19 protein-coding genes and 1 pseudogene are annotated in these 17,156 nt (G+C 74.1%); 12 read left to right on the forward strand and 8 right to left on the reverse strand.

What is annotated here, in order from left to right; all coding sequences use genetic code 11:
* Nucleotides 1–77 precede the first annotated feature (77 nt).
* Nucleotides 78–695 (forward strand): dephospho-CoA kinase, encoded by a 618-nt coding sequence (coaE, locus tag ACZ4SV_RS19670; protein WP_468005772.1) that lies wholly within the window; start codon nucleotides 78–80, stop codon nucleotides 693–695.
* A 49-nt stretch (nucleotides 696–744) separates the two neighbouring features.
* Nucleotides 745–1,125 carry a tetratricopeptide repeat protein gene (locus tag ACZ4SV_RS19675; RefSeq protein ID WP_365877067.1) on the forward strand — a complete coding sequence of 127 codons (381 nt, stop codon included), beginning with the start codon at nucleotides 745–747 and terminating at the stop codon, nucleotides 1,123–1,125.
* A gap of 257 nt (nucleotides 1,126–1,382) precedes the next feature.
* Here the strand turns inward: ACZ4SV_RS19675 and ACZ4SV_RS19680 are convergent.
* Nucleotides 1,383–1,643: pseudogene (locus ACZ4SV_RS19680) on the reverse strand (DUF6343 family protein); the annotation flags it as partial.
* Nucleotides 1,644–1,802: 159 nt separating this feature from the next.
* On the opposite strand from ACZ4SV_RS19680, the gene ACZ4SV_RS19685 reads away from it, so the two are divergent.
* Both ACZ4SV_RS19685 and ACZ4SV_RS19690 read left to right on the forward strand, forming a co-directional pair.
* Nucleotides 1,803–2,495 carry a class I SAM-dependent methyltransferase gene (locus ACZ4SV_RS19685; protein WP_468005775.1) on the forward strand — a complete coding sequence of 231 codons (693 nt, stop codon included), beginning with the start codon at nucleotides 1,803–1,805 and terminating at the stop codon, nucleotides 2,493–2,495.
* A gap of 119 nt (nucleotides 2,496–2,614) precedes the next feature.
* Nucleotides 2,615–3,064 carry a DoxX family protein gene (locus tag ACZ4SV_RS19690; RefSeq protein ID WP_468005777.1) on the forward strand — a complete coding sequence of 150 codons (450 nt, stop codon included), beginning with the start codon at nucleotides 2,615–2,617 and terminating at the stop codon, nucleotides 3,062–3,064.
* 160 nt (nucleotides 3,065–3,224) lie between these two features.
* On the opposite strand, the gene ACZ4SV_RS19695 is transcribed toward ACZ4SV_RS19690, so the two are convergent.
* Nucleotides 3,225–4,100 carry an RNA-binding S4 domain-containing protein gene (locus tag ACZ4SV_RS19695; RefSeq protein ID WP_468005779.1) on the reverse strand — a complete coding sequence of 292 codons (876 nt, stop codon included), beginning with the start codon at nucleotides 4,098–4,100 and terminating at the stop codon, nucleotides 3,225–3,227.
* 121 nt (nucleotides 4,101–4,221) lie between these two features.
* Between ACZ4SV_RS19695 and ACZ4SV_RS19700 the strand changes: the two genes are divergently transcribed.
* A complete protein-coding gene (locus ACZ4SV_RS19700; protein ID WP_468005781.1) occupies nucleotides 4,222–4,917 on the forward strand; it encodes a uracil-DNA glycosylase in 696 nt (231 codons plus the stop codon).
* Nucleotides 4,918–5,043: 126 nt separating this feature from the next.
* On the opposite strand, the gene ACZ4SV_RS19705 is transcribed toward ACZ4SV_RS19700, so the two are convergent.
* The gene (locus ACZ4SV_RS19705; RefSeq protein WP_468005854.1) at nucleotides 5,044–5,499 is read right to left on the reverse strand and encodes a GNAT family N-acetyltransferase; all 456 of its coding nucleotides are present in this window, start codon (nucleotides 5,497–5,499) and stop codon (nucleotides 5,044–5,046) included.
* 340 nt (nucleotides 5,500–5,839) lie between these two features.
* Here ACZ4SV_RS19705 and ACZ4SV_RS19710 point away from each other — a divergent pair, with 340 nt between their 5' ends.
* From ACZ4SV_RS19710 to ACZ4SV_RS19720, 3 genes are all read left to right on the forward strand, one after another.
* Entirely contained in the window at nucleotides 5,840–7,768 is a 1,929-nt protein-coding gene (locus tag ACZ4SV_RS19710) for an FUSC family protein (protein ID WP_468005783.1), read from the forward strand.
* Between the two features lie 138 nt (nucleotides 7,769–7,906).
* Nucleotides 7,907–8,551, forward strand: coding sequence for a DUF899 domain-containing protein (locus ACZ4SV_RS19715; RefSeq protein ID WP_468005785.1), 645 nt, complete (start codon nucleotides 7,907–7,909; stop codon nucleotides 8,549–8,551).
* A gap of 252 nt (nucleotides 8,552–8,803) precedes the next feature.
* Complete coding sequence (locus ACZ4SV_RS19720; RefSeq protein WP_397980579.1) at nucleotides 8,804–8,959, forward strand: hypothetical protein; 156 nt, start codon at nucleotides 8,804–8,806, stop codon at nucleotides 8,957–8,959.
* Between the two features lie 91 nt (nucleotides 8,960–9,050).
* Here the strand turns inward: ACZ4SV_RS19720 and ACZ4SV_RS19725 are convergent, their stop codons facing one another.
* Both ACZ4SV_RS19725 and ACZ4SV_RS19730 read right to left on the reverse strand, forming a co-directional pair.
* Nucleotides 9,051–9,455: a hypothetical protein gene (locus ACZ4SV_RS19725; RefSeq protein WP_468005856.1), complete on the reverse strand. Its 405-nt coding sequence runs from the start codon at nucleotides 9,453–9,455 to the stop codon at nucleotides 9,051–9,053.
* An 80-nt stretch (nucleotides 9,456–9,535) separates the two neighbouring features.
* Nucleotides 9,536–10,225: an ATP-binding protein gene (locus tag ACZ4SV_RS19730; protein WP_398216033.1), complete on the reverse strand. Its 690-nt coding sequence runs from the start codon at nucleotides 10,223–10,225 to the stop codon at nucleotides 9,536–9,538.
* Between the two features lie 216 nt (nucleotides 10,226–10,441).
* On the opposite strand from ACZ4SV_RS19730, the gene ACZ4SV_RS19735 reads away from it, so the two are divergent.
* Nucleotides 10,442–11,302: a helix-turn-helix domain-containing protein gene (locus ACZ4SV_RS19735; RefSeq protein ID WP_365877048.1), complete on the forward strand. Its 861-nt coding sequence runs from the start codon at nucleotides 10,442–10,444 to the stop codon at nucleotides 11,300–11,302.
* A complete protein-coding gene (locus ACZ4SV_RS19740; protein WP_365877046.1) occupies nucleotides 11,303–11,557 on the forward strand; it encodes a DUF397 domain-containing protein in 255 nt (84 codons plus the stop codon).
* Between the two features lie 205 nt (nucleotides 11,558–11,762).
* Here ACZ4SV_RS19740 and ACZ4SV_RS19745 read toward each other — a convergent pair whose 3' ends face one another.
* Nucleotides 11,763–13,250, reverse strand: a complete 1,488-nt coding sequence (locus ACZ4SV_RS19745; protein ID WP_468005788.1) for a glutamate synthase subunit beta — start codon at nucleotides 13,248–13,250, stop codon at nucleotides 11,763–11,765.
* A 719-nt stretch (nucleotides 13,251–13,969) separates the two neighbouring features.
* Nucleotides 13,970–14,665, reverse strand: coding sequence for an NAD(P)-dependent oxidoreductase (locus ACZ4SV_RS19750; protein ID WP_468005790.1), 696 nt, complete (start codon nucleotides 14,663–14,665; stop codon nucleotides 13,970–13,972).
* Between the two features lie 146 nt (nucleotides 14,666–14,811).
* Here ACZ4SV_RS19750 and ACZ4SV_RS19755 point away from each other — a divergent pair, with 146 nt between their 5' ends.
* Together ACZ4SV_RS19755 and ACZ4SV_RS19760 are read left to right on the forward strand one after the other, a co-directional pair.
* Complete coding sequence (locus ACZ4SV_RS19755; RefSeq protein ID WP_468005792.1) at nucleotides 14,812–15,156, forward strand: winged helix-turn-helix transcriptional regulator; 345 nt, start codon at nucleotides 14,812–14,814, stop codon at nucleotides 15,154–15,156.
* Between the two features lie 43 nt (nucleotides 15,157–15,199).
* Complete coding sequence (locus ACZ4SV_RS19760) at nucleotides 15,200–15,832, forward strand: nucleoside/nucleotide kinase family protein (protein ID WP_468005794.1); 633 nt, start codon at nucleotides 15,200–15,202, stop codon at nucleotides 15,830–15,832.
* A 162-nt stretch (nucleotides 15,833–15,994) separates the two neighbouring features.
* Here ACZ4SV_RS19760 and corA read toward each other — a convergent pair whose 3' ends face one another.
* Nucleotides 15,995–17,122, reverse strand: a complete 1,128-nt coding sequence (corA, locus tag ACZ4SV_RS19765) for a magnesium/cobalt transporter CorA (protein ID WP_468005796.1) — start codon at nucleotides 17,120–17,122, stop codon at nucleotides 15,995–15,997.
* Nucleotides 17,123–17,156 lie beyond the last annotated feature (34 nt).

Here is a 17,156-nt window from a genome sequence, read left to right on the forward strand (position 1 = left end):
GGCAGCAGCCGTACCGGTCCGGAGCCGCCCGGCGCCTGCCGTACCGGCCCGGCGCCGGAGCGTCTAGGCTGCCGCCCATGCTGACAGTGGGCCTGACCGGCGGAATCGGCGCCGGCAAGAGCGAGGTGTCACGGCTGCTCGTGGAGCACGGGGCCGTACTGATCGACTCGGACCGCATCGCGCGGGAGGTCGTCGCGCCCGGCACACCCGGCCTCGCGGCCGTGGCCGACGCCTTCGGCACGGACATCCTCGCCGCCGACGGCAGCCTGGACCGGCCCCGGCTCGGCTCCCTCGTCTTCGCCGACCCCGGGAAACTGGCCGTGCTCAACTCGATCGTGCACCCCCTGGTGCGCGACCGCTCCCGGGAACTGCAGAGCGCCGCGGCCGAGGACGCCGTCGTGGTCAACGACGTCCCCCTGCTCACGGAGAACGGCCTCGCACCGCTCTACGACATCGTGATCGTCGTGGACGCGAGCCCCGAGACCCAACTGGACCGGCTGGTACGGCTGCGCGGGATGACCGAGGAGGACGCCCGCGCGCGGATGGCCACCCAGGCGACGCGCGAGCAGCGCCGGCAGATCGCGGACGTGGTCATCGACAACGACGTGCCCCTGGACGCGCTGCGAAAGCGCGTCGCCGAGGTGTGGGACGACCTCGCCCGCCGGGCCCGCCAGGGCACCACCGGCGCGGAATAGCCCGCCGGCCGGAGGCGTTGAAGTCCTGGAGCAAGGGAAGGACTCAGCCGTGCCCGACACCAGCGGAACCGCCGGACGTACTCCGGAGACGCATGTCATCGACTTCCGTGCCGCCGAGCAACTGCTCAACGCACGGGATCCCCGGGGCGCGGTGAAGCTGCTCGACTCCGTCATCGCCGCGCACCCCGAGAACACCGCCGCCCGGCTGCTGCGCGCGCGTGCCTTCTTCGCCGCGGCGCAACTGCGACCGGCCGAGCTGGAGTTCACCATCGTGCTGGAGCGCGAACCGGACAACGCGTTCGCGCACTTCGCCCTGGCCCGCACCTACGAGCGCCAGGGCCGTCCCGACCAGGCCAAGCGCCACTTCCGGCTGGCCGCCGCGCTCGACCCCAACCCGCAGTACCTGAAGGCCGCACGCTTCGACGACTGACGGCGGGGCGCGCACCGACGGCGCGACGTGCGTGAGCGACGCGGGTGGCGGGAGACGCCCCGCTACGGATGGCGGTGCGGTGGCGGCCAGGGAGGCGGTCCGCCCGGCCGGCGGGACCTCGGCGGGGAACCGGGCGGCCTGGTTCCGGACGGCCCGTTCGGCGGCGGTGGATACGGTGGCCCGTCTCGTGGGGGCGGGTAAGGCGGTTCGCTCCGAGGAGGCGGGTAGGGCGGTCCGTTTCGCGGGGGCCGGTACGGTGGTCCGCTCCGCGGGGGCGGGTACGGCGGGATGTCCCGGCCCGGCTGGTAGTGCGGGCCCTGCCGGATGTGCCGGACGATGAACACCAGGTCCACGGTGACCACCAGCCACAGCACCCCGCACGCCGCCGCCCAGCCCGGACGCCCGGCCAGCGCGAAGGCCACCGTGCCGAGGACCGCCCAGACCAGCCCCCACACGCTCAGCCAGAACCGCGCCCGCAGGGAACTGCGCGCGGTCGCCGGTTCACTGCCCGTACGCATCGGCTCATCGCTCCTGTCCACAACGTACTCTTCGGCGACGAATCGGATCAATCCGGCGACACCCGCTTAATCTGGCCCGGCCCGGGCCGCCGAGTGACTCGAACGGGTGAATCGCGGCGGGAGGGGAACGGGCGTGCGGACGCGGGCCGTTGTCCGGGCATGAGGATCGAGACGCGTGAGGGATACGAGGGCACGGGGCCCGGACCCATCACCCCGGACGGCTGCGCGGTCGAGCTGTACGCACGGCTGCCGGTGGGCGACGAGCCGGACATCGTCGCCGCGGCGGTGCCGGCCGGGGCGCACATCCTGGAGCTGGGCAGCGGAGTGGGCCGGGTGACCCACCCGCTCCTGGAGCGCGGCTTCACGGTGACGGCGGTGGACGAGTCCGCCGACATGCTGGCCCGGATCCGCGGGGCACGCACGATACGCAGTCCGATCGAGCGCCTCGACCTGGGCGAGCGGTTCGACGTGGTGATGCTCGCGTCCTTCCTGGTGCACGCCGGTGACGAGGAGGTGCGCAGGGGCCTGCTGCGCACCTGCGCCCGGCATGTGGCGCCGGGCGGCTGCGTGCTGATCCAGCGGGAGGGCGCGACCTACCACACCGACGTGCCCAGGGAGCGGGTCGACCCGAGTGGCTTCACCGTCCGGATCGTGTCCGTGGAGCCGGCCGGGGACGGGGTGAACTCGGTCCACGCGGAGTATCTGTTCCCGGACGCGGTGTGGACCCAGACGTTCCTGTCCCGGCCGCTGACGAAGGAGCGGTTCGAGTCGGCGCTGACGGAGGCGGGACTGAAGACGGACGCCTATCTGACACCGGACGGTATATGGGTCAGGGCCGTACCCGTCGCGTGACGCGCGCCGGGCCGCCGGACCTCCCGCACGAGCGATTCCGCCGCGAGGGCCGATGAGTTCCCGGTACGCGGCCGGTCTACCCAGGCGAAAGCAACCGGCACGTCCACCAGGAGACCTCCATGTCCGAGACCACCGCTGCCGCCGGCTCCACGACACCCGCGGCCTCCGCCGGCTCGCGCCCGGCCGGGACGCGCGCGGCCCTGGTCACGCTGCGGGCCGTGCAGGTGCTGCTCGCCCTGTTCTTCGGCGTCGCCAGCGCCCTGCCCAAACTGATAGCGCACCCGACCGCCGTCGAGTCCTTCGACAGGATCGGCTGGGGCAGCGGGGCGATGTACCTCATCGGCGCGCTGGAACTCGCCGGGGCGGTCGCACTGTTGGTGCCGGTGCTCCAGTCCCTGGCGGCGGTCGCCCTCGGCGCGCTCATGGTGGGAGCGTTCATCGTCCAGCTCACCGTGTTCGACGGCCAGAACGCGGCGACCCCGCTGATCCTGATAGCGCCCCTCGCTCTGATCGCCTGGACCCGCCGCGCCCACACCAGGGACCTGCTGCGGCTGCTGAACCGGCGGTGACACCCCCACCGGGGGCGTCATGTGGCCGTCGCTGTGCACTTGCCTGGCGGTAGAGGGGTAGGGGGTCGCCGGCCTGCTGGCTTGCCTGGTCTCAGGGGGGTCGTTGGGTGCCCGGTCTGGCTGGCCGTGGGCGGGCGCGGGCTTGTTCGGTGGTTCTCGCTCACCGCCCGCGCCGTCGCCCGCCGGAGCCGCCGCGGTCACCGGTTCCGCCACGGTCATCGGCGCTGCCACGACCGCCGCCACGGCCTCGGTCACCGGCAGCGGCGCGGCCACTGTCACGGCCACGGCCGCGGTCACCAGCGCCGCCACGGCCGTCCGATCCGCCACGGCCGCCGCCCGGTCCGCCAGGGCCGCCGGAGGGCCCGGGGCCACCCGCGCCGCTGACGCCGCCGGCCGCGGCGAGACCGGCGAAGCCGCCGGGGGCGCCGGCGCTGAGGCTGCGGAGGCGTTCCAGCTCGCGGCGGTCCCGCTTGGTCGGGCGGCCGGTGCCCCGGTCGCGGAGGCCGGCGGGGGCGACGGCCTCGCGGGGCGGGGGCGGAGGGGAGTTGTCGATGTAGCACTGCGCGGCCACGGGCGCCCCGACCCGCTTGCGGATCAGGCGCTTGACGATCACGATCCGCTCGCGGCCCTCGTGCCGCAGCCGTACCTCGTCGCCGACGCGCACGGAGTAGGCGGCCTTCACCCGCTCGCCGTTCACGTGCACGTGCCCGCCCCGGCAGGCGGTGGAGCCGAGGGAGCGCGTCTTGATCAGCCGGACGGCCCAGATCCAGCTGTCGATACGGACGGTCTCGCCCTTGCCGGGCCCGGCGGCCTCGGCGGCGGCCACCGCGGCGGCGACCTTGGGGTCGAGCGGCTGCCGGGCGGGGGCGGCTCCCTCCGCGGGGGCCGGGCCCTCGGTGGAGGCCAGCCCTTCGGTGGGAGGCAGGCCCTCGGTCGGGGACGGGCCCTCGGTGGGGGAGGGGCCCGTGCCGTCCGGCAGGCCGGTCATGTCGGCGGTCCCACGGTCCACGTTCTCGTCCGCATCCTCGGAAGCCATGCCCCGACCTTAACGCCCTGGGGCCGCAGAGCCGGAAGCGTTTTCGCGGCTCCGGGCCGGGCGGGGCACCCCGCTAGCTCCGGCCGCGTGACCCGGGCGGGCCGGGGCATACGGTGACGGTATGGACGACAGCAGCGCCCTCGCCCGGCTCGACCGGCGCGTCTCCGGCTGCCGGGCCTGCCCCCGGCTGGTCGAGTGGCGTGAGGAGGTGGCCCGTACGAAACGGGCCGCGTTCGCCGACTGGACGTACTGGGGGCGGCCGGTCCCCGGGTTCGGACCCGCCGACGCCCGCTTGGCGATCATCGGTCTGGCCCCGGCCGCGCACGGCGGCAACCGCACCGGCCGCATGTTCACCGGGGACCGCTCGGGAGACGTGCTCTACCAGGCGCTGTACGACGTGGGGCTCGCCTCCCAGCCCACCTCCGTCAGCGCCGACGACGGTCTGGAGCTGTACGGCGTGCGGGTCACGGCACCCGTGCACTGCGCTCCGCCCGCCAACAAGCCGACCCCCGGCGAGCGCGACACCTGCCGCCTCTGGCTGGTGCAGGAGCTGGGGCTGCTGCGGCCGACGCTGAAGGCCGCGGTCGTCCTCGGCGCCTTCGGCTGGCAGGCCGCGCTGCCCGCGTTCGCCGAGGCGGGCTGGACCGTGCCCCGGCCCCGCCCGGCCTTCGCCCACGGTGCCCGGGTCGCGCTGGACGGCCTGGACCTCTTCGGCTGCTTCCACGTCAGCCAGCGCAACACCTTCACCGGCAAACTCACCACCGGCATGCTGCGCGAGGTCCTGACCACGGCGGCGGAGGCGGCCGGACTGCCGTGACCGGCCGGACTGCCGTACCGGCCGGGGTGACGGAGCCAGGGCGGTGCCCCACGCCGGCTCCCCCGGTCTCCGTCCACGGGCGCCAGACGCCCGCCCCGCTTCCGCTTCAGGGGCGCCAGACGTACTTCAGGGGCGCCAGACGTAGCGGACGTCCGGTTCGCGTTCCTCGTTGCGGCTGCCGTCGGTGCGCTCCACGGCGGTGAAGCCGTGCCGTTCGTAGAAGCGGTGGGCGGGCTCGTTCACCTGGAAGGTCCACAGGAACAGCCCGCCCGGGCTGCGTTCCTTGGCCAGTGCGACGAACCGGTCCCCGATGCCCCGCCCGCGCCACCCGGGGTCCAGGTACAACTGGTCCAGCGACTCGCCGTCCAGCACCATCATGCCGACGATCCCGGCCCCGGCCGTCTCCGCCACCCAGGTGTCCAGCGCGGGCACCACGACGTCCCGGAACCAGCCGCGTACGGCGTCGTCGCCGTGCGGCCGGACGACCGTCGGCAGCGCGGCGCCGAAGGACCGCAGATAGACGTCGGCGACGGCGCGCGCGTCGGCGGCCCCGGCGGGGCGCAGCACGACCGGGTCCGGCACCGGGACCGGACGGCCGGAGGGACGGGAGCGGGGGCGGGTCACGCGCCGGATCACGGAAGCGGCTCCTACGAGGATCGGCGGACAGCGGTCCCGCCAGGCGAACAGTCTTCCGATGATCGGACCTCACGGTCCCGGGCGCATCCGAAATACCGGCGCCCGAAGCCGGCGGGACCCGCGCCGGGGCATTGCGTTCATAAAGAAAACAGCCGGACCGGCAGCTTTCACACGGGCGAAACGTGAGCGTTCCGTTTGCGGGGGGAACGCGATCTACCGTAGGAGCACACCGACCGGCCACCGTCGTCCGAAGGCTCACCCCGCCCTCGTCCCGAACAGGAGCCCCGTGACCCGGCCCGCCGTACCCCTCTGGCTCGCCCACGCCTTCCGTGCCCAGCGCGGCCCCGTGCCCTGGAGCGCGGTGTGCCGGGGCGCGCTCGCCGCCGGGCCGTCGCTGCTCGCCGGGATGGCCCTCGGCCGGACGGCCGCCGGGGTGCTCGCCGCCATCGGCGCGATGCTGGCCGGCATCAACGACCGGCCGGGCAGCCGCCGGGCCTCGGTACGACGGCTCGGGGTGCCCGCGCCGGCCGGGGCGCTGGGGCTGCTCGCCGGCACCTGTGCCGGACAGGAACTGTCCGCCGTACCGCTGACCCTGGTGCTCGCCGCGCTGGGCCTGGCCGCCGGTGCCGTCAGCGCGATCGGGCCCGTCGCCTCCGCCGCCGGCACCCAGCTCCTCGTCGCCGCGGCCGTCGGCGCCGGGATGCCGGCGGCCGAGCCCGGCTGGCAGCGGGCCCTGGCCTTCCTCGCGGGCGCCGGCTGGCTGCTCGTCCTGCGGCTGGTGCTGCCCACGCCCGGCTCGCTCGCCGGTGACGTCCGGTACGACGCGGAGCGCAACGCGGTCGCAGACGTGTACGACGCCATCGCCGCGCTCGTCGAGGCGGCGGGCGGGGAGCGGGCCACGGCCCGGCGGGCGGCGCTGACCGCCGCGCTCGACCACGCCCAGGACGCCCTCGCCGGGCCCCGGCTGCGCCGGTACGCCGGGTCCGCCGCCGAACGCCGGCTGCACGCGCGGTTCGCCGCGGCCCTGCCCCTCGCCGAGGCCGCCACCGCCCTGTACTGGACCGGCGAGCCCCTGCCGGCGCGGGCCGCGGAAGGCGCCCGGCGGCTCGCCGTGGCCGTGCGCCGCAACGCCCGCACCGGCCCGCTGCCCGCCCCGCACCTCCCGCCCACCCGGCCACGCTCCGGTGAAGAATCGCTGGTGGGAGCCCCGGCGCTGCCCGCCCTGCGTGCCCTGGACGACGCCCTGCTGCGCGCCGCCGAGGCCTTCGACGGCGGCGAGGGCGCGCACCGCGGACTGCTCGGCCGGCGACGGGGCGCGCGGCAGGCGCTGCGGGCGGCGCTCGGTGCCGGCGGGCGCGAGTACGGCCTGCGCGTCGCCCTCTGCTTCGGTGCCAGCGCCGCCATCGCCCAGGCCCTGCACCACACCCGCTGGTACGGGCCGCACGCGCACTGGTACTGGCTGCCCGCCACGGCCGTCTTCCTCGTCAAACCCGATCTCGGTCCGCTGGCCTCACGGGTGCTGTGCCGGGCCGCCGGTACGGTGCTCGGCGCCCTGGTGTTCGCCGGCCTCGCCGCGCTGCTGCCCCGCCCGGCGGGCCTGATCGCGCTGGTGGCGCTCTGCGGCGCGCTCATCCCGGTCGCCACCCGGCACTTCGCGGCGCTCACCGCCGTCGCCACCGTTCTCGTCCTCGCCCTGGTCATGGCCGGCGGCGAACCGCAGGCATCGGTCAGCCGGATCGGCGAGACCCTGCTGGCCTGCGCGCTCGTCCTGGTCGTGGGGCACCTGCCGATGCCGGGGGCACGGGGCGGCGGCGTACGGGACCGGCTCACGACGGCCGGCGGTGCCGCGCACGACTACCTCCGGCACGTGCTCGGCGGACCCGGGGACGGGCTCGTCGCCGGCCCCGGGGACCGCGCCGAGCGGTGGGCGCTGCGCCGCGAGGCCTACCGGACCCTCGCCGAGGCCCGCGCGGCCATCGCGCTCGCCGCCGCCGAGCTGCCCGCCCTGGCCCGGCACACCGAGGGCACGGACGCCGTCGCCGAGGCGCTGGAACGGCTCGTGGACACCACCACGGCCTGTGCCGTGCACCTCGACGACACCGGACGGCTCACCTCCCGGCACGTCCGCCGGCTGCGGGAGGCGCTGGCGGAGCTGGAGCGGCGGGGCGTACCGGGCGTGCGGGACGTACGGGTGCCGGCGTCCTCCGCCGCGTAACCGCACCGCCCGCCGTACGACGAAAGCGCCCAGGGATGGGCCCCGCCGAGACTGGCCGAAAAACCCACCCTGCCCGGCGATGAGTTCCGCGCCCGCCGACGGTCACCCCCCGAAACGCACCGTCGGACAGGAGGGCTCATGTCGTTTCCGGAGATCGTCTCGCGCGAACAGTGGCGCGCGGCGCGCGAGGAGCTGCTGCGCAAGGAGGAGGCGGTCAGGCGGGCGCGCGAGATCCTGGCCGCCGAGCGCCGGCGGCTGCCCATGGTCGAGGTCGACCCGGGGTACGTCTTCGAGGGCGGTGACGGCAAGGCCACCCTGCTCGACCTCTTCGAGGGCCGGACCCAGCTCGTCGTCCACCACTTCATGTTCGCGCCGGAGTGGCGGACCGGCTGCCCGTGCTGCGCGGCCTTCCTGGACCAGGTCGGCCACCTCGCCCATCTGCGCGCCCGCGACACCTCCTTCGCGGCCGTCTCCCGGGCGCCGTTCACCCGCATCCTGCCGTTCAAGGCGCGGATGGGCTGGGCGGTGCCCTGGTACTCCTCGTCGCACAGCGACTTCAACCGCGACTTCCAGGCCACCGTCGCGGCGGACGGCGGCCTGGCCGACCGCCCGGGCCTCAGCTGTTTCCTGCGCGACCACGACCGCGTCTTCCACACCTACTCGCTGTACGACGACGGGCTGGACGTCCTGGGCACCACGGCTGCCCTGCTCGACCTGACCGCCCTCGGCCCCCGCCCGGCCGGCAGCGACCGGCTCCGGCTGCACGACGAGTACGACTACTGACCCGACGCGCGGGACGCGGGACACCGCGCCGCAGGACGTGAGCCACCCGTGTACGACTTATGACAGCGCGCGTACGACCGGTGACACGGAAGGTGCTCTTCGTGTCACCAAGTGAACGGACTCTCACGGTCCGCGCCGAACCGGCGTCGGCATTGTCTCAGTACGGTCACCGAGCGGGCCGTTCCCGCTCTCCAGGGCGTTAACTCCTACGAGTACGACTTCTGGAGGTGCGAGATGGTGAACGGGCGAACAGTGCTCGAACGCTTTTCCGCCGGTGGTCCGCGGGGCTCCTGGCCCGCGGAGGAGTTCGCGCACGCGCGGCGTCAGGAAGGACTGCCCGCCGAGGTCGTCATGGACCTCGCGACGGACACGTTCCTGGTGATCGTCCGCGGCCGGACGGCCGAGTGAGCCGCGCCCGGGCCGCCGCCGGCGCCCTGTCGCCGGCCGCACCCGACGAGGCCCCCGCCTCCGTGTCACACCGGGTCGTGCCGCGCCGCCGCTACGCCGGTACGGCCCGCGACCAGTCCGGAGCCGTACCCGTCACCCGGCACAGGGCCAGGTAGAGCGGGATGGGCGGGGTGTAGGGGACCGGGTCCGCCGGGCGGTGGATGAGCCGGGCGGTGCCGGAGACCGGGGCGCCCACCGCGTAGCGGGCCGGGGCCGGCCAGGGCAGGGCGTAGTCGGAGTCCGACGGGACGATCCACCACCAGTGCGAGCCGTCGGCGTACACGCATCCCACCCGCGGCAGCCAGGGGAGGACGAGCGGACCGAGGCGGTCCGGCACGGCCACCGCGTCGCAGCCGAGCGGAGTGGTCATGCCGTCCGGCAGGGACAGCCGGGGGCCCGGGTCCTGGGCCGGCCGCCTGCGTTGCAGACGGACGAGCGTGTTCAGCCCGAGGGTGATCTCCTGACCTGCACCGCCGCCCCCGGAACGCCGCGCACCGCCGCTCCCCGGAACGCTGCCCCCGGACGCGCCGGGGCCCGTCACCGGCGGTCTCCGGGATGACCCTGCTCGGGCTGTCGTCTGCTCGCCTCGGCCGGCTGGTCCTCGCCGGAGTCGTCCGGGCGGCCCGGCTTGGAGCGGGCGCCCCAGCCGAGGTCACCGCGCGGCTTGGCCGTGTCGTGGACGGTGTCGGCCCGGCGGGGCAACTCGGTCCGGTGAGGCAGTTCGGCCCAGACCATCAGTCCAGGGCCGTGCTCCTGGGCGCCCCAGGCCCGGCACAGCGCGTCGACGAGAAGCAACCCCCTCCCGTGCTCCTCGTCGGGTCGCTGCGGGGACGGGTGGGGCTCGCCAGGAGCACAGCCCTCGTCGCGTACGGCTATGCGCACCATGTCGTCGTGATCGTGCAGCTCGCACACCACCCGGCTGCTCGCCGTGTGCACGATCGCGTTGGTGACCAGCTCGGATATGACCAGGGCCGCGCTGTCACAGGTGTCCGCGCAGACCGACCAGCCGGAGAGCCGGGCCTGCGTCAGCCGTCTCGCCCGGGCCACGGAACCCGGATGCGCGGCCAGCTCGAACCGGAATCTGCGCCCGGCCGTGCCTGCGTGGAGAGGCGCACCCTCCAGCGGGTGAGCGGCGGCTCGCGCGGGGAAATCCCCACCGGCGCCGGGACCGCGACGGTCTGCGGCGGCGTCTGTTCCTAAAGGCGCGGACGGAATCACGCATGCCACTATCGTCCTGCCACGGACACTTGGCAAGAGTCACTCTGAAAATTGCAGAGTGCTGTATGACTCGGTGAGGGGCCGTGGCAGACTGCTCGCAACAGCACCTCGCGCGGCGCCAATTGAAGTCGTCGGAGATCCGACCCGATCCCCCGAACGCACTTTCGAATGGCGCCGCAGGGCTGTCAGGAACGTTCCGTGGAGGCTTTCGGTGGAGGTGGCAGCGTGAGCGAGCCGCGGTCCGCGCCGACGGTGGGCCAGGTGGTCCTCGGCCGGCGCCTGCAGGACCTGCGGGAACGCGCCGGGCTCAAGCGCGAGGAGGCGGCCCGCGTCCTCCGTGTCGCCCCCGCCACCGTCCGCCGCATGGAGACGGCGGAGGTCTCCCTCAAGATCCCGTACGTGCAGCTCCTGCTGAAGGCCTACGGCGTCCCCGACGACGAGGCCGAGGTCTTCGTCCAGCTCGCCGAGGAGGCGAACCGGCCCGGCTGGTGGCAGCGGTTCCACGACATCCTGCCGGGCTGGTTCTCGATGTACGTCAGCCTGGAGGGCGCGGCCGGCCTCATCCGTTCCTACGACCCGCACTTCGTCCCCGGCCTGCTGCAGACCGAGGACTACGCGCGCGCGGTGCTGAAGTCCGGTGCCATCGGGCAGACGAGCCCGGACGACATCGAGCGCCATGTCGCCCTGCGCATGCAGCGTCAGCAACTGCTCACCCGTCCCGACCCGCCCCGCTTCTGGGCGGTGATGGACGAGACCGCGCTGCGCCGCCCGGCGGGTGGTCCGGAGGTGATGCGCGCGCAGATCGACAAGTTGCTTGAGGCCACGAAGCTGCCCCATGTGACGCTCCAGGTCGCCCCGTTCGCCAACGGCCCGCACCCGGGGACGTACGGGCCCTTCGTGCTGTTCCGATTTGCCATGTCAGAACTGCCGGACATGGTCTACAGCGAGTACCTGACCGGCGCCGTCTATCTGGACGCGCGCACCGAGGTGGCGACACACCTGGAGGTCATGGACCGCATGGCGGCGCAAGCCGCTACGGCACAACGCACGAAGGAGATCCTCCGGGATCTCCGCAAGGAGCTGTGAATGGATCGCATCATGCCGCGCGGACGCGTCTACAACGGGATGCCCGCGCGGGAGTTGGGCAGCGAGGGCTGGCACAAGCCCTGGAGCGGCGGCAACGGCGGGAACTGCCTGGAAGCGATGAAGCTGGCCGACGGCCGGATCGCCGTACGCCAGTCGACCGATCCCGACGGGCCGGCGCTGATCTACACCATGGCCGAGATGACCGCGTTCATAGAGGGCGCCAAGGCGGGGGTGGCCGACTTCCTGGTGTCCTGAAACCCACCGGCGGCCCGGCCCGACGGCCGGTCGGCGGTTTTTTGCGTTCTGCCCCGCTTTCCCTGGTCTCCCCTCCCGGGAACTCCGCCGGCCGCCGCCCACCACGAGCCCGTGAGCCCCGGGCGAAGCCGACACCGCCGCCACGAAGCTCCTTCGCCCCCTCTCCGGTCGTCCTCGCTCCGTTTGGCCTCGCTCCGCTCCCTCTTCAGACCGCCATCGGCCGGTCCGCGGGCCCGATCGGGGCCGGGAGCCGGGAACTGCCCGTCAGATAGCGGTCGACGGCCGCCGCGACCGCCCGGCCCTCCGCTATCGCCCACACGATCAGCGACTGCCCGCGCGCCGCGTCCCCCGCGGCGAACACCCCGGGAACGTTGGTCGCGAAACCGTCGTCCCGGGCGATCGTGCCCCGCGGCGTCAGCGCCAGCCCCAACTGCCCGATCAGTCCGTCCTCCTGGTCGGGCCCGGAGAAGCCCAGGGCGAGCAGCACCAGGCCGGCCGGGAGGTCCCGCCCGGTGCCCGGCACCGGCAGCCGCCGCTCGTCGACCTCCACCAGGTGCAGCGACCGCACATTGCCCCTCCCGTCTCCCGTGAAGCGGAGCGTGGACGCCGCGAACAGCCGCGCGTCCGCGTCCGCCGCCGGTGCCGTCCGCAGGTCCCGCGCCTCCTCGTGCGCGGCCGACAGCCGGTAGACCCTCGGATACGTCGGCCACGGCTCGGTGTCCTCGTCGCGCTCGGCATCCGGCTGTGCGTAGATGTCCAGCTGGGTGACGGACGCGGCCCCCTCGCGCACCGCCGTGCCCAGACAGTCCGCCCCGGTGTCCCCGCCGCCGACGATCACCACATGCCGGCCGGCGGCCGACAGCGGCGAGACCTCCAGATCACCCTCGCACACCCGATTGGCCAGCGGCAGATACTCCATCGCCTGGTGTATCCCGTTCAACGTCCGTCCCGGCACCGGAAGTTCCCGCCACGCCGTGGCACCGGTCGCGATCACCACCGCGTCGTACCGGGTCCGCAGCTCGGCCGCCGGAACGTCCCGGCCGACCGCCGTCGAGGTGCGGAACCTCGTCCCCTCCGCCCGCATCTGCTCGATCCGCCGTTCCAGATGCCGCTTCTCCATCTTGAACGCGGGGATGCCGTACCGCATCAGCCCGCCGGCCCGGTCGTCCTTCTCGTACACCGCGACCGTGTGCCCGGCCCGGGTCAGCTGCTGCGCCGCGGCCAGTCCGGTGGGTCCGGAGCCGATGACCGCAACTGTCTTCCCGGACAACCGCTCGGGCGGCCGGGGCGGGGTGAAGCCCTCCTCCCACGCCCGGTCGGCGATCGCGCACTCGACGTTCTTGATGGTGACGGCCGGCTGGTTGATCGCCAGCACACACCCCGCCTCGCACGGCGCCGGACACAAGCGGCCGGTGAACTCCGGGAAGTTGTTGGTCGCGTGCAGCCGGTCGCTCGCCGCCCTCCAGTCCTCCCGGGCCACCAGATCGTTCCACTCGGGGATGAGATTGCCCAGCGGACAGGCCTGATGGCAGAACGGGACACCGCAGTCCATGCAGCGGTCGGCCTGCTTGCTGACGATGGGCAGCAGCGCTCCCGGGACGTACACCTCGTCCCAGTCCCTCGCCCGCTCCTCGACGGGCCGCCGCGGCCACTCCTGGCGCGGTGTGGTCATGAACCCCTTGGGATCGGCCATGGCGTCTTCCTCGCGTACGGGCACCGCCGGCGCCGCGTGTACGAAGGGCCGTGCGTCATCCTTGCGGCACCCTTCCGGCCACGATACGTCCCAGCCGCCGACCGCGCAGGCGGGGAACAGCGTTTTCTGCCGGGGGCCACCGGCAGCCGGCCCGCCCCACGCGGTCCGGCGTTCCTCCGGTCGGGCTCCGTCTCGATCCACGTGCTCGCCTCCACCTCCCGCCATGCCCGCAGCACACTCTCCCGTCCGGCACGATCCGGCGCCGTGCCCGCACCGCGGCACACCATCTCGGCGGCTGGTCGTACGGCCCGTCCGCGTGCGGCGCACCCGCCACGACCGCCGCACTCCCGGCCGGCGCCCGGCCACACCGCGCCCGGCCGACACCCAGCCGCATCGCGCCCGGCCCGTACCGACGCGTGACCCGCGTTCGACCGGTCCTGCCCGGCCGGACAACCGGGGCAGAGCCGGAGGACCACGGCAGTGAACGCCACCGCGAACCGCTCGCCCTCCGCCGCCCGCGCCGATCCGGCACCAGCGGCGACAGCGGACCATGCCGACGGCGACAGCGGACCATGCCGGCAGCCGGCACACCGCTCACGCGTGTCGGCGACCGGACGAGGACGAGCCGCCCGGGGGAGCGGGGAGCGGGAAGCTGCGGGAACCTCCCTGCGCGGTACTGACCCCGGCCGCCGCCCACGCCTCCTACCCCGCTTACCCACTCACCCCACGCCCTCCTCCCGGTAGTTGAACACCGACACCCGGGTACGGTGCCGCACCGGCCGCTCGATCTCGTCCACCACCGCCACCGCCAGATCCGCGTACGACAGCCACGGCGCACGTCCGTCACCCGGCAGCCGTTCCCCGCCGACGCGATACCGCCCCGTCCGGGCACCTCCGGGGTCGAGGAACCCGGGAGGCGTCAGCATCACCCAGTCGACGGGCCCGTCCCCGCGTTCCCGCAGCCGGTGCAGCCCGGCCGTGTGCGCCAGCGCGAACGGCCGGATATCGGGCGGGAAGACGAGCGGGTCGTCCATCACCGGCCGCCCGTCCGCCCCGAGCAGGTTGGCGGCCAGGCCCAGCGCGACGAGCCGGTCCACACCGGCCGACGCGAGCCCGTCGAGCAGCGCGTCGGCCGCCTTCACGAAGAACTCGGGGTCCAGCGTGTCGAAGCCCTGCTCCGGCCCGCTGAACGGCGAGACGGCATGCACCGCCCCCGCGTGCCCGCCGGCGACCCCCGCGACCAAGCCGGGGTCGGTGACATCACCCGCTACGACCGTGACGCCCTCCGCGCCGAGATCCGGATACCGCGCCGGATCCCGCACCACGGCCGTCACCGCGAAGCCCCGCGCCCGTGCCTCGGCCGTCACCGCCCGTCCGGCCCGGCCCCCGGCCCCGAAGACCACGATCCCGCTCATCCACAACCTCCCGCTTCCGCACGCCCGTTGGCGTCCGACCGGGACCTTAGGGACCGCACCCCCGGTTACCGCAACGGAACCGGCGCTACCCTCGACGGATGACCGACGCGACGGACCCAGGCCGTCCCGCACCTATCGATCCCGACATGTTCCACCCCCTGTGTCCGTCCTCCGCCGTGCCCTTCCGGGTCGGCGACAAATGGTCCGGCATGGTCATCCGCTGCCTCCAGCACGGGCCGCGCCGCTTCGGTGAACTACGGGTCCCGCTCAAGGCCGTCACACCCAAGGTCCTCAGCGAGACCCTGCGCGCGATGGAGCGCGACGGCCTGGTGACCCGCACCGCCTACGACGAGAACCCGCCCCGCGTCGAGTACGCGCTCACCCCGCTCGGCCGTTCCCTGATCCCCCTCCTCGACGCGGCCCGCGTCTGGAGCGAGACCCATCTCCCCGCCCTGCTCGCGGCCCGTCGCGCGGCCGACGCCCGCCCCTGACCGTTCTCGTCGCCGTACCGGACCACCCGGCATCATGGGCCCTGTGCGACTCGAAGCGATCACCTGGGACCGGCTGGCCGAGCGACTCGCCGACCGCCTGGCCGACGCGGCGCCGGCCGATGCGGGGGCCTGGCCGCGTGTCGGCTTCGACGGTGCGCCGGCCGCTCGGCCCGGAGACCTCGCCACGCGGGTCGGGGAGGCGCTGCGGGTGCGCGGCCGGCCCTCGCTGGTCGTCGGCACCGAGGGTTTCCTGCGCCCGGCCTCGCTCCGCCTGGAACACGGGCGACGGGACGCGGAGTCGTACTACAGCGGCTGGTTCGACACGGGCGCCCTGTGGCGGGAGGTCTTCGGCCCGCTCGATCCCGGCGGCAGCGGGCGGATCCTGCCCGACCTGTGGGATCCGGTCACCGACCGGGCCACCCGCAGCCCCTACGTCCCGCTCCCGCCCGGCGGCATCCTGCTGCTCCACGGCCCCCTCCTGCTGCGTCACTGGTTCCCGTTCGATCTGACCGTTCACCTCCTCCTCTCCCCGGGCGCCCTGCGCCGCCGCACGCCCGAGGCCGACCACTGGACGCTGCCCGCCTTCGAACGCTACGAGGCCGAGACCGACCCGGCCGGGACGGCGGACGTCCTGGTCCGCGCCGACGACCCGCGCCACCCCGCCTGGACCGGCTGACCCGCGACCCCGCCTGGGCCGGCTGACCCGCGCCATCCCGACTGGACCGGCTGACCCGTGGCCACCCCGCCTGGGCCGGCTACCCGCGCCCACCGGCCAGGACCAGCCCGGCGGACCCCGCCGCCCGGCTCCGCCGTCCGCCGCACCGGCGCGCTGCGCCGCTCAGAGCCAGCCGTTGCGCCGGAAGCCCCGGTACAGCGTCAGACACGTCACCGCCATCACGGCCATGACCAGCGGATACCCGAACCGCCAGTGCAGTTCCGGCATATGGCGGAAGTTCATGCCGTACACCCCGCACACCATCGTCGGCACGGCGATCACCGCGGCCCAGGCCGTGATCTTCCGCATGTCCTCGTTCTGCGCGACGGTCACCTGCGCCAGATGCGCCTGCAGGATGGAGTTGAGCAGCTCGTCGAACGCGGCGATCTGGTCCTTGGCCCGAATCAGGTGGTCGAGCACGTCCCGGAAGTAGGCCTGTATCTCCGGGCCGACGACCCGTATGGGCCGGGTGGCCAGGTCCTCCATCGGGCGGCCCAGCGGCACCACCGCCCGCTTCAGCTCCAGCAGTTCGCGCTTCATCTGGTAGATGCGGCCCGGGTCGAGCCGCGCGCCGTACTCCGAGAACACCTCCGTCTCGACCTGGTCGATGTCGCCCTGCACCTCGTCCGTGACGCTCAGATAGTCGTCGACGACATGGTCGGCGATGGCGTGCAGGACCGCTGCCGGCCCCTTGGCGAGTTGCACCGGGTCCGTCTCCAGCTCCTCGCGCAGCGGGCCGAGCGAGCCGTGCCGGCCGTGCCGTACCGTGATCACGAAGTCCCGGCCGGCGAAGACCATGATCTCGCCGGTGTCCACCACCTCGCTGGTCGCCGTCAGCCGTTCGTGTTCCACGTAGCAGACGGTCTTGAAGACCGCGAAGAGCGTGTCCCCGTAATGCTCCAGCTTCGGCCGCTGATGGGCCTCGACCGCGTCCTCCACCGCCAGCGGATGCAGGGCGAACAACTCGGCGACACCCGCGAACTCACGCTCCGTCGGCTCGTGCAGCCCGAGCCAGACGAAGCCCTCGCCCGTCTTGCGCACCAGCCGCACGGCATCCACGAGGTCGGCGCACCCGGACACGCGCACGCCGTCCTGATACGTCACGCAGTTCACCACCGACGAGCCCAGCGGTGATCTGGCGGGATGGCTCAGGTCCACCCGCGGCCGGCGCCGGGCCAGCCGCGCCACCTTGCGCAGGCCGCCGACCCTGCCCAGCGCCGTGACCTTCCGCAGATTCCCTGCCATGGACATCCGGATCTCCCCGTGTGGATCCCCTCGCGCAACG

Source organism: Streptomyces sp. NPDC027672 (assembly GCF_055566335.1).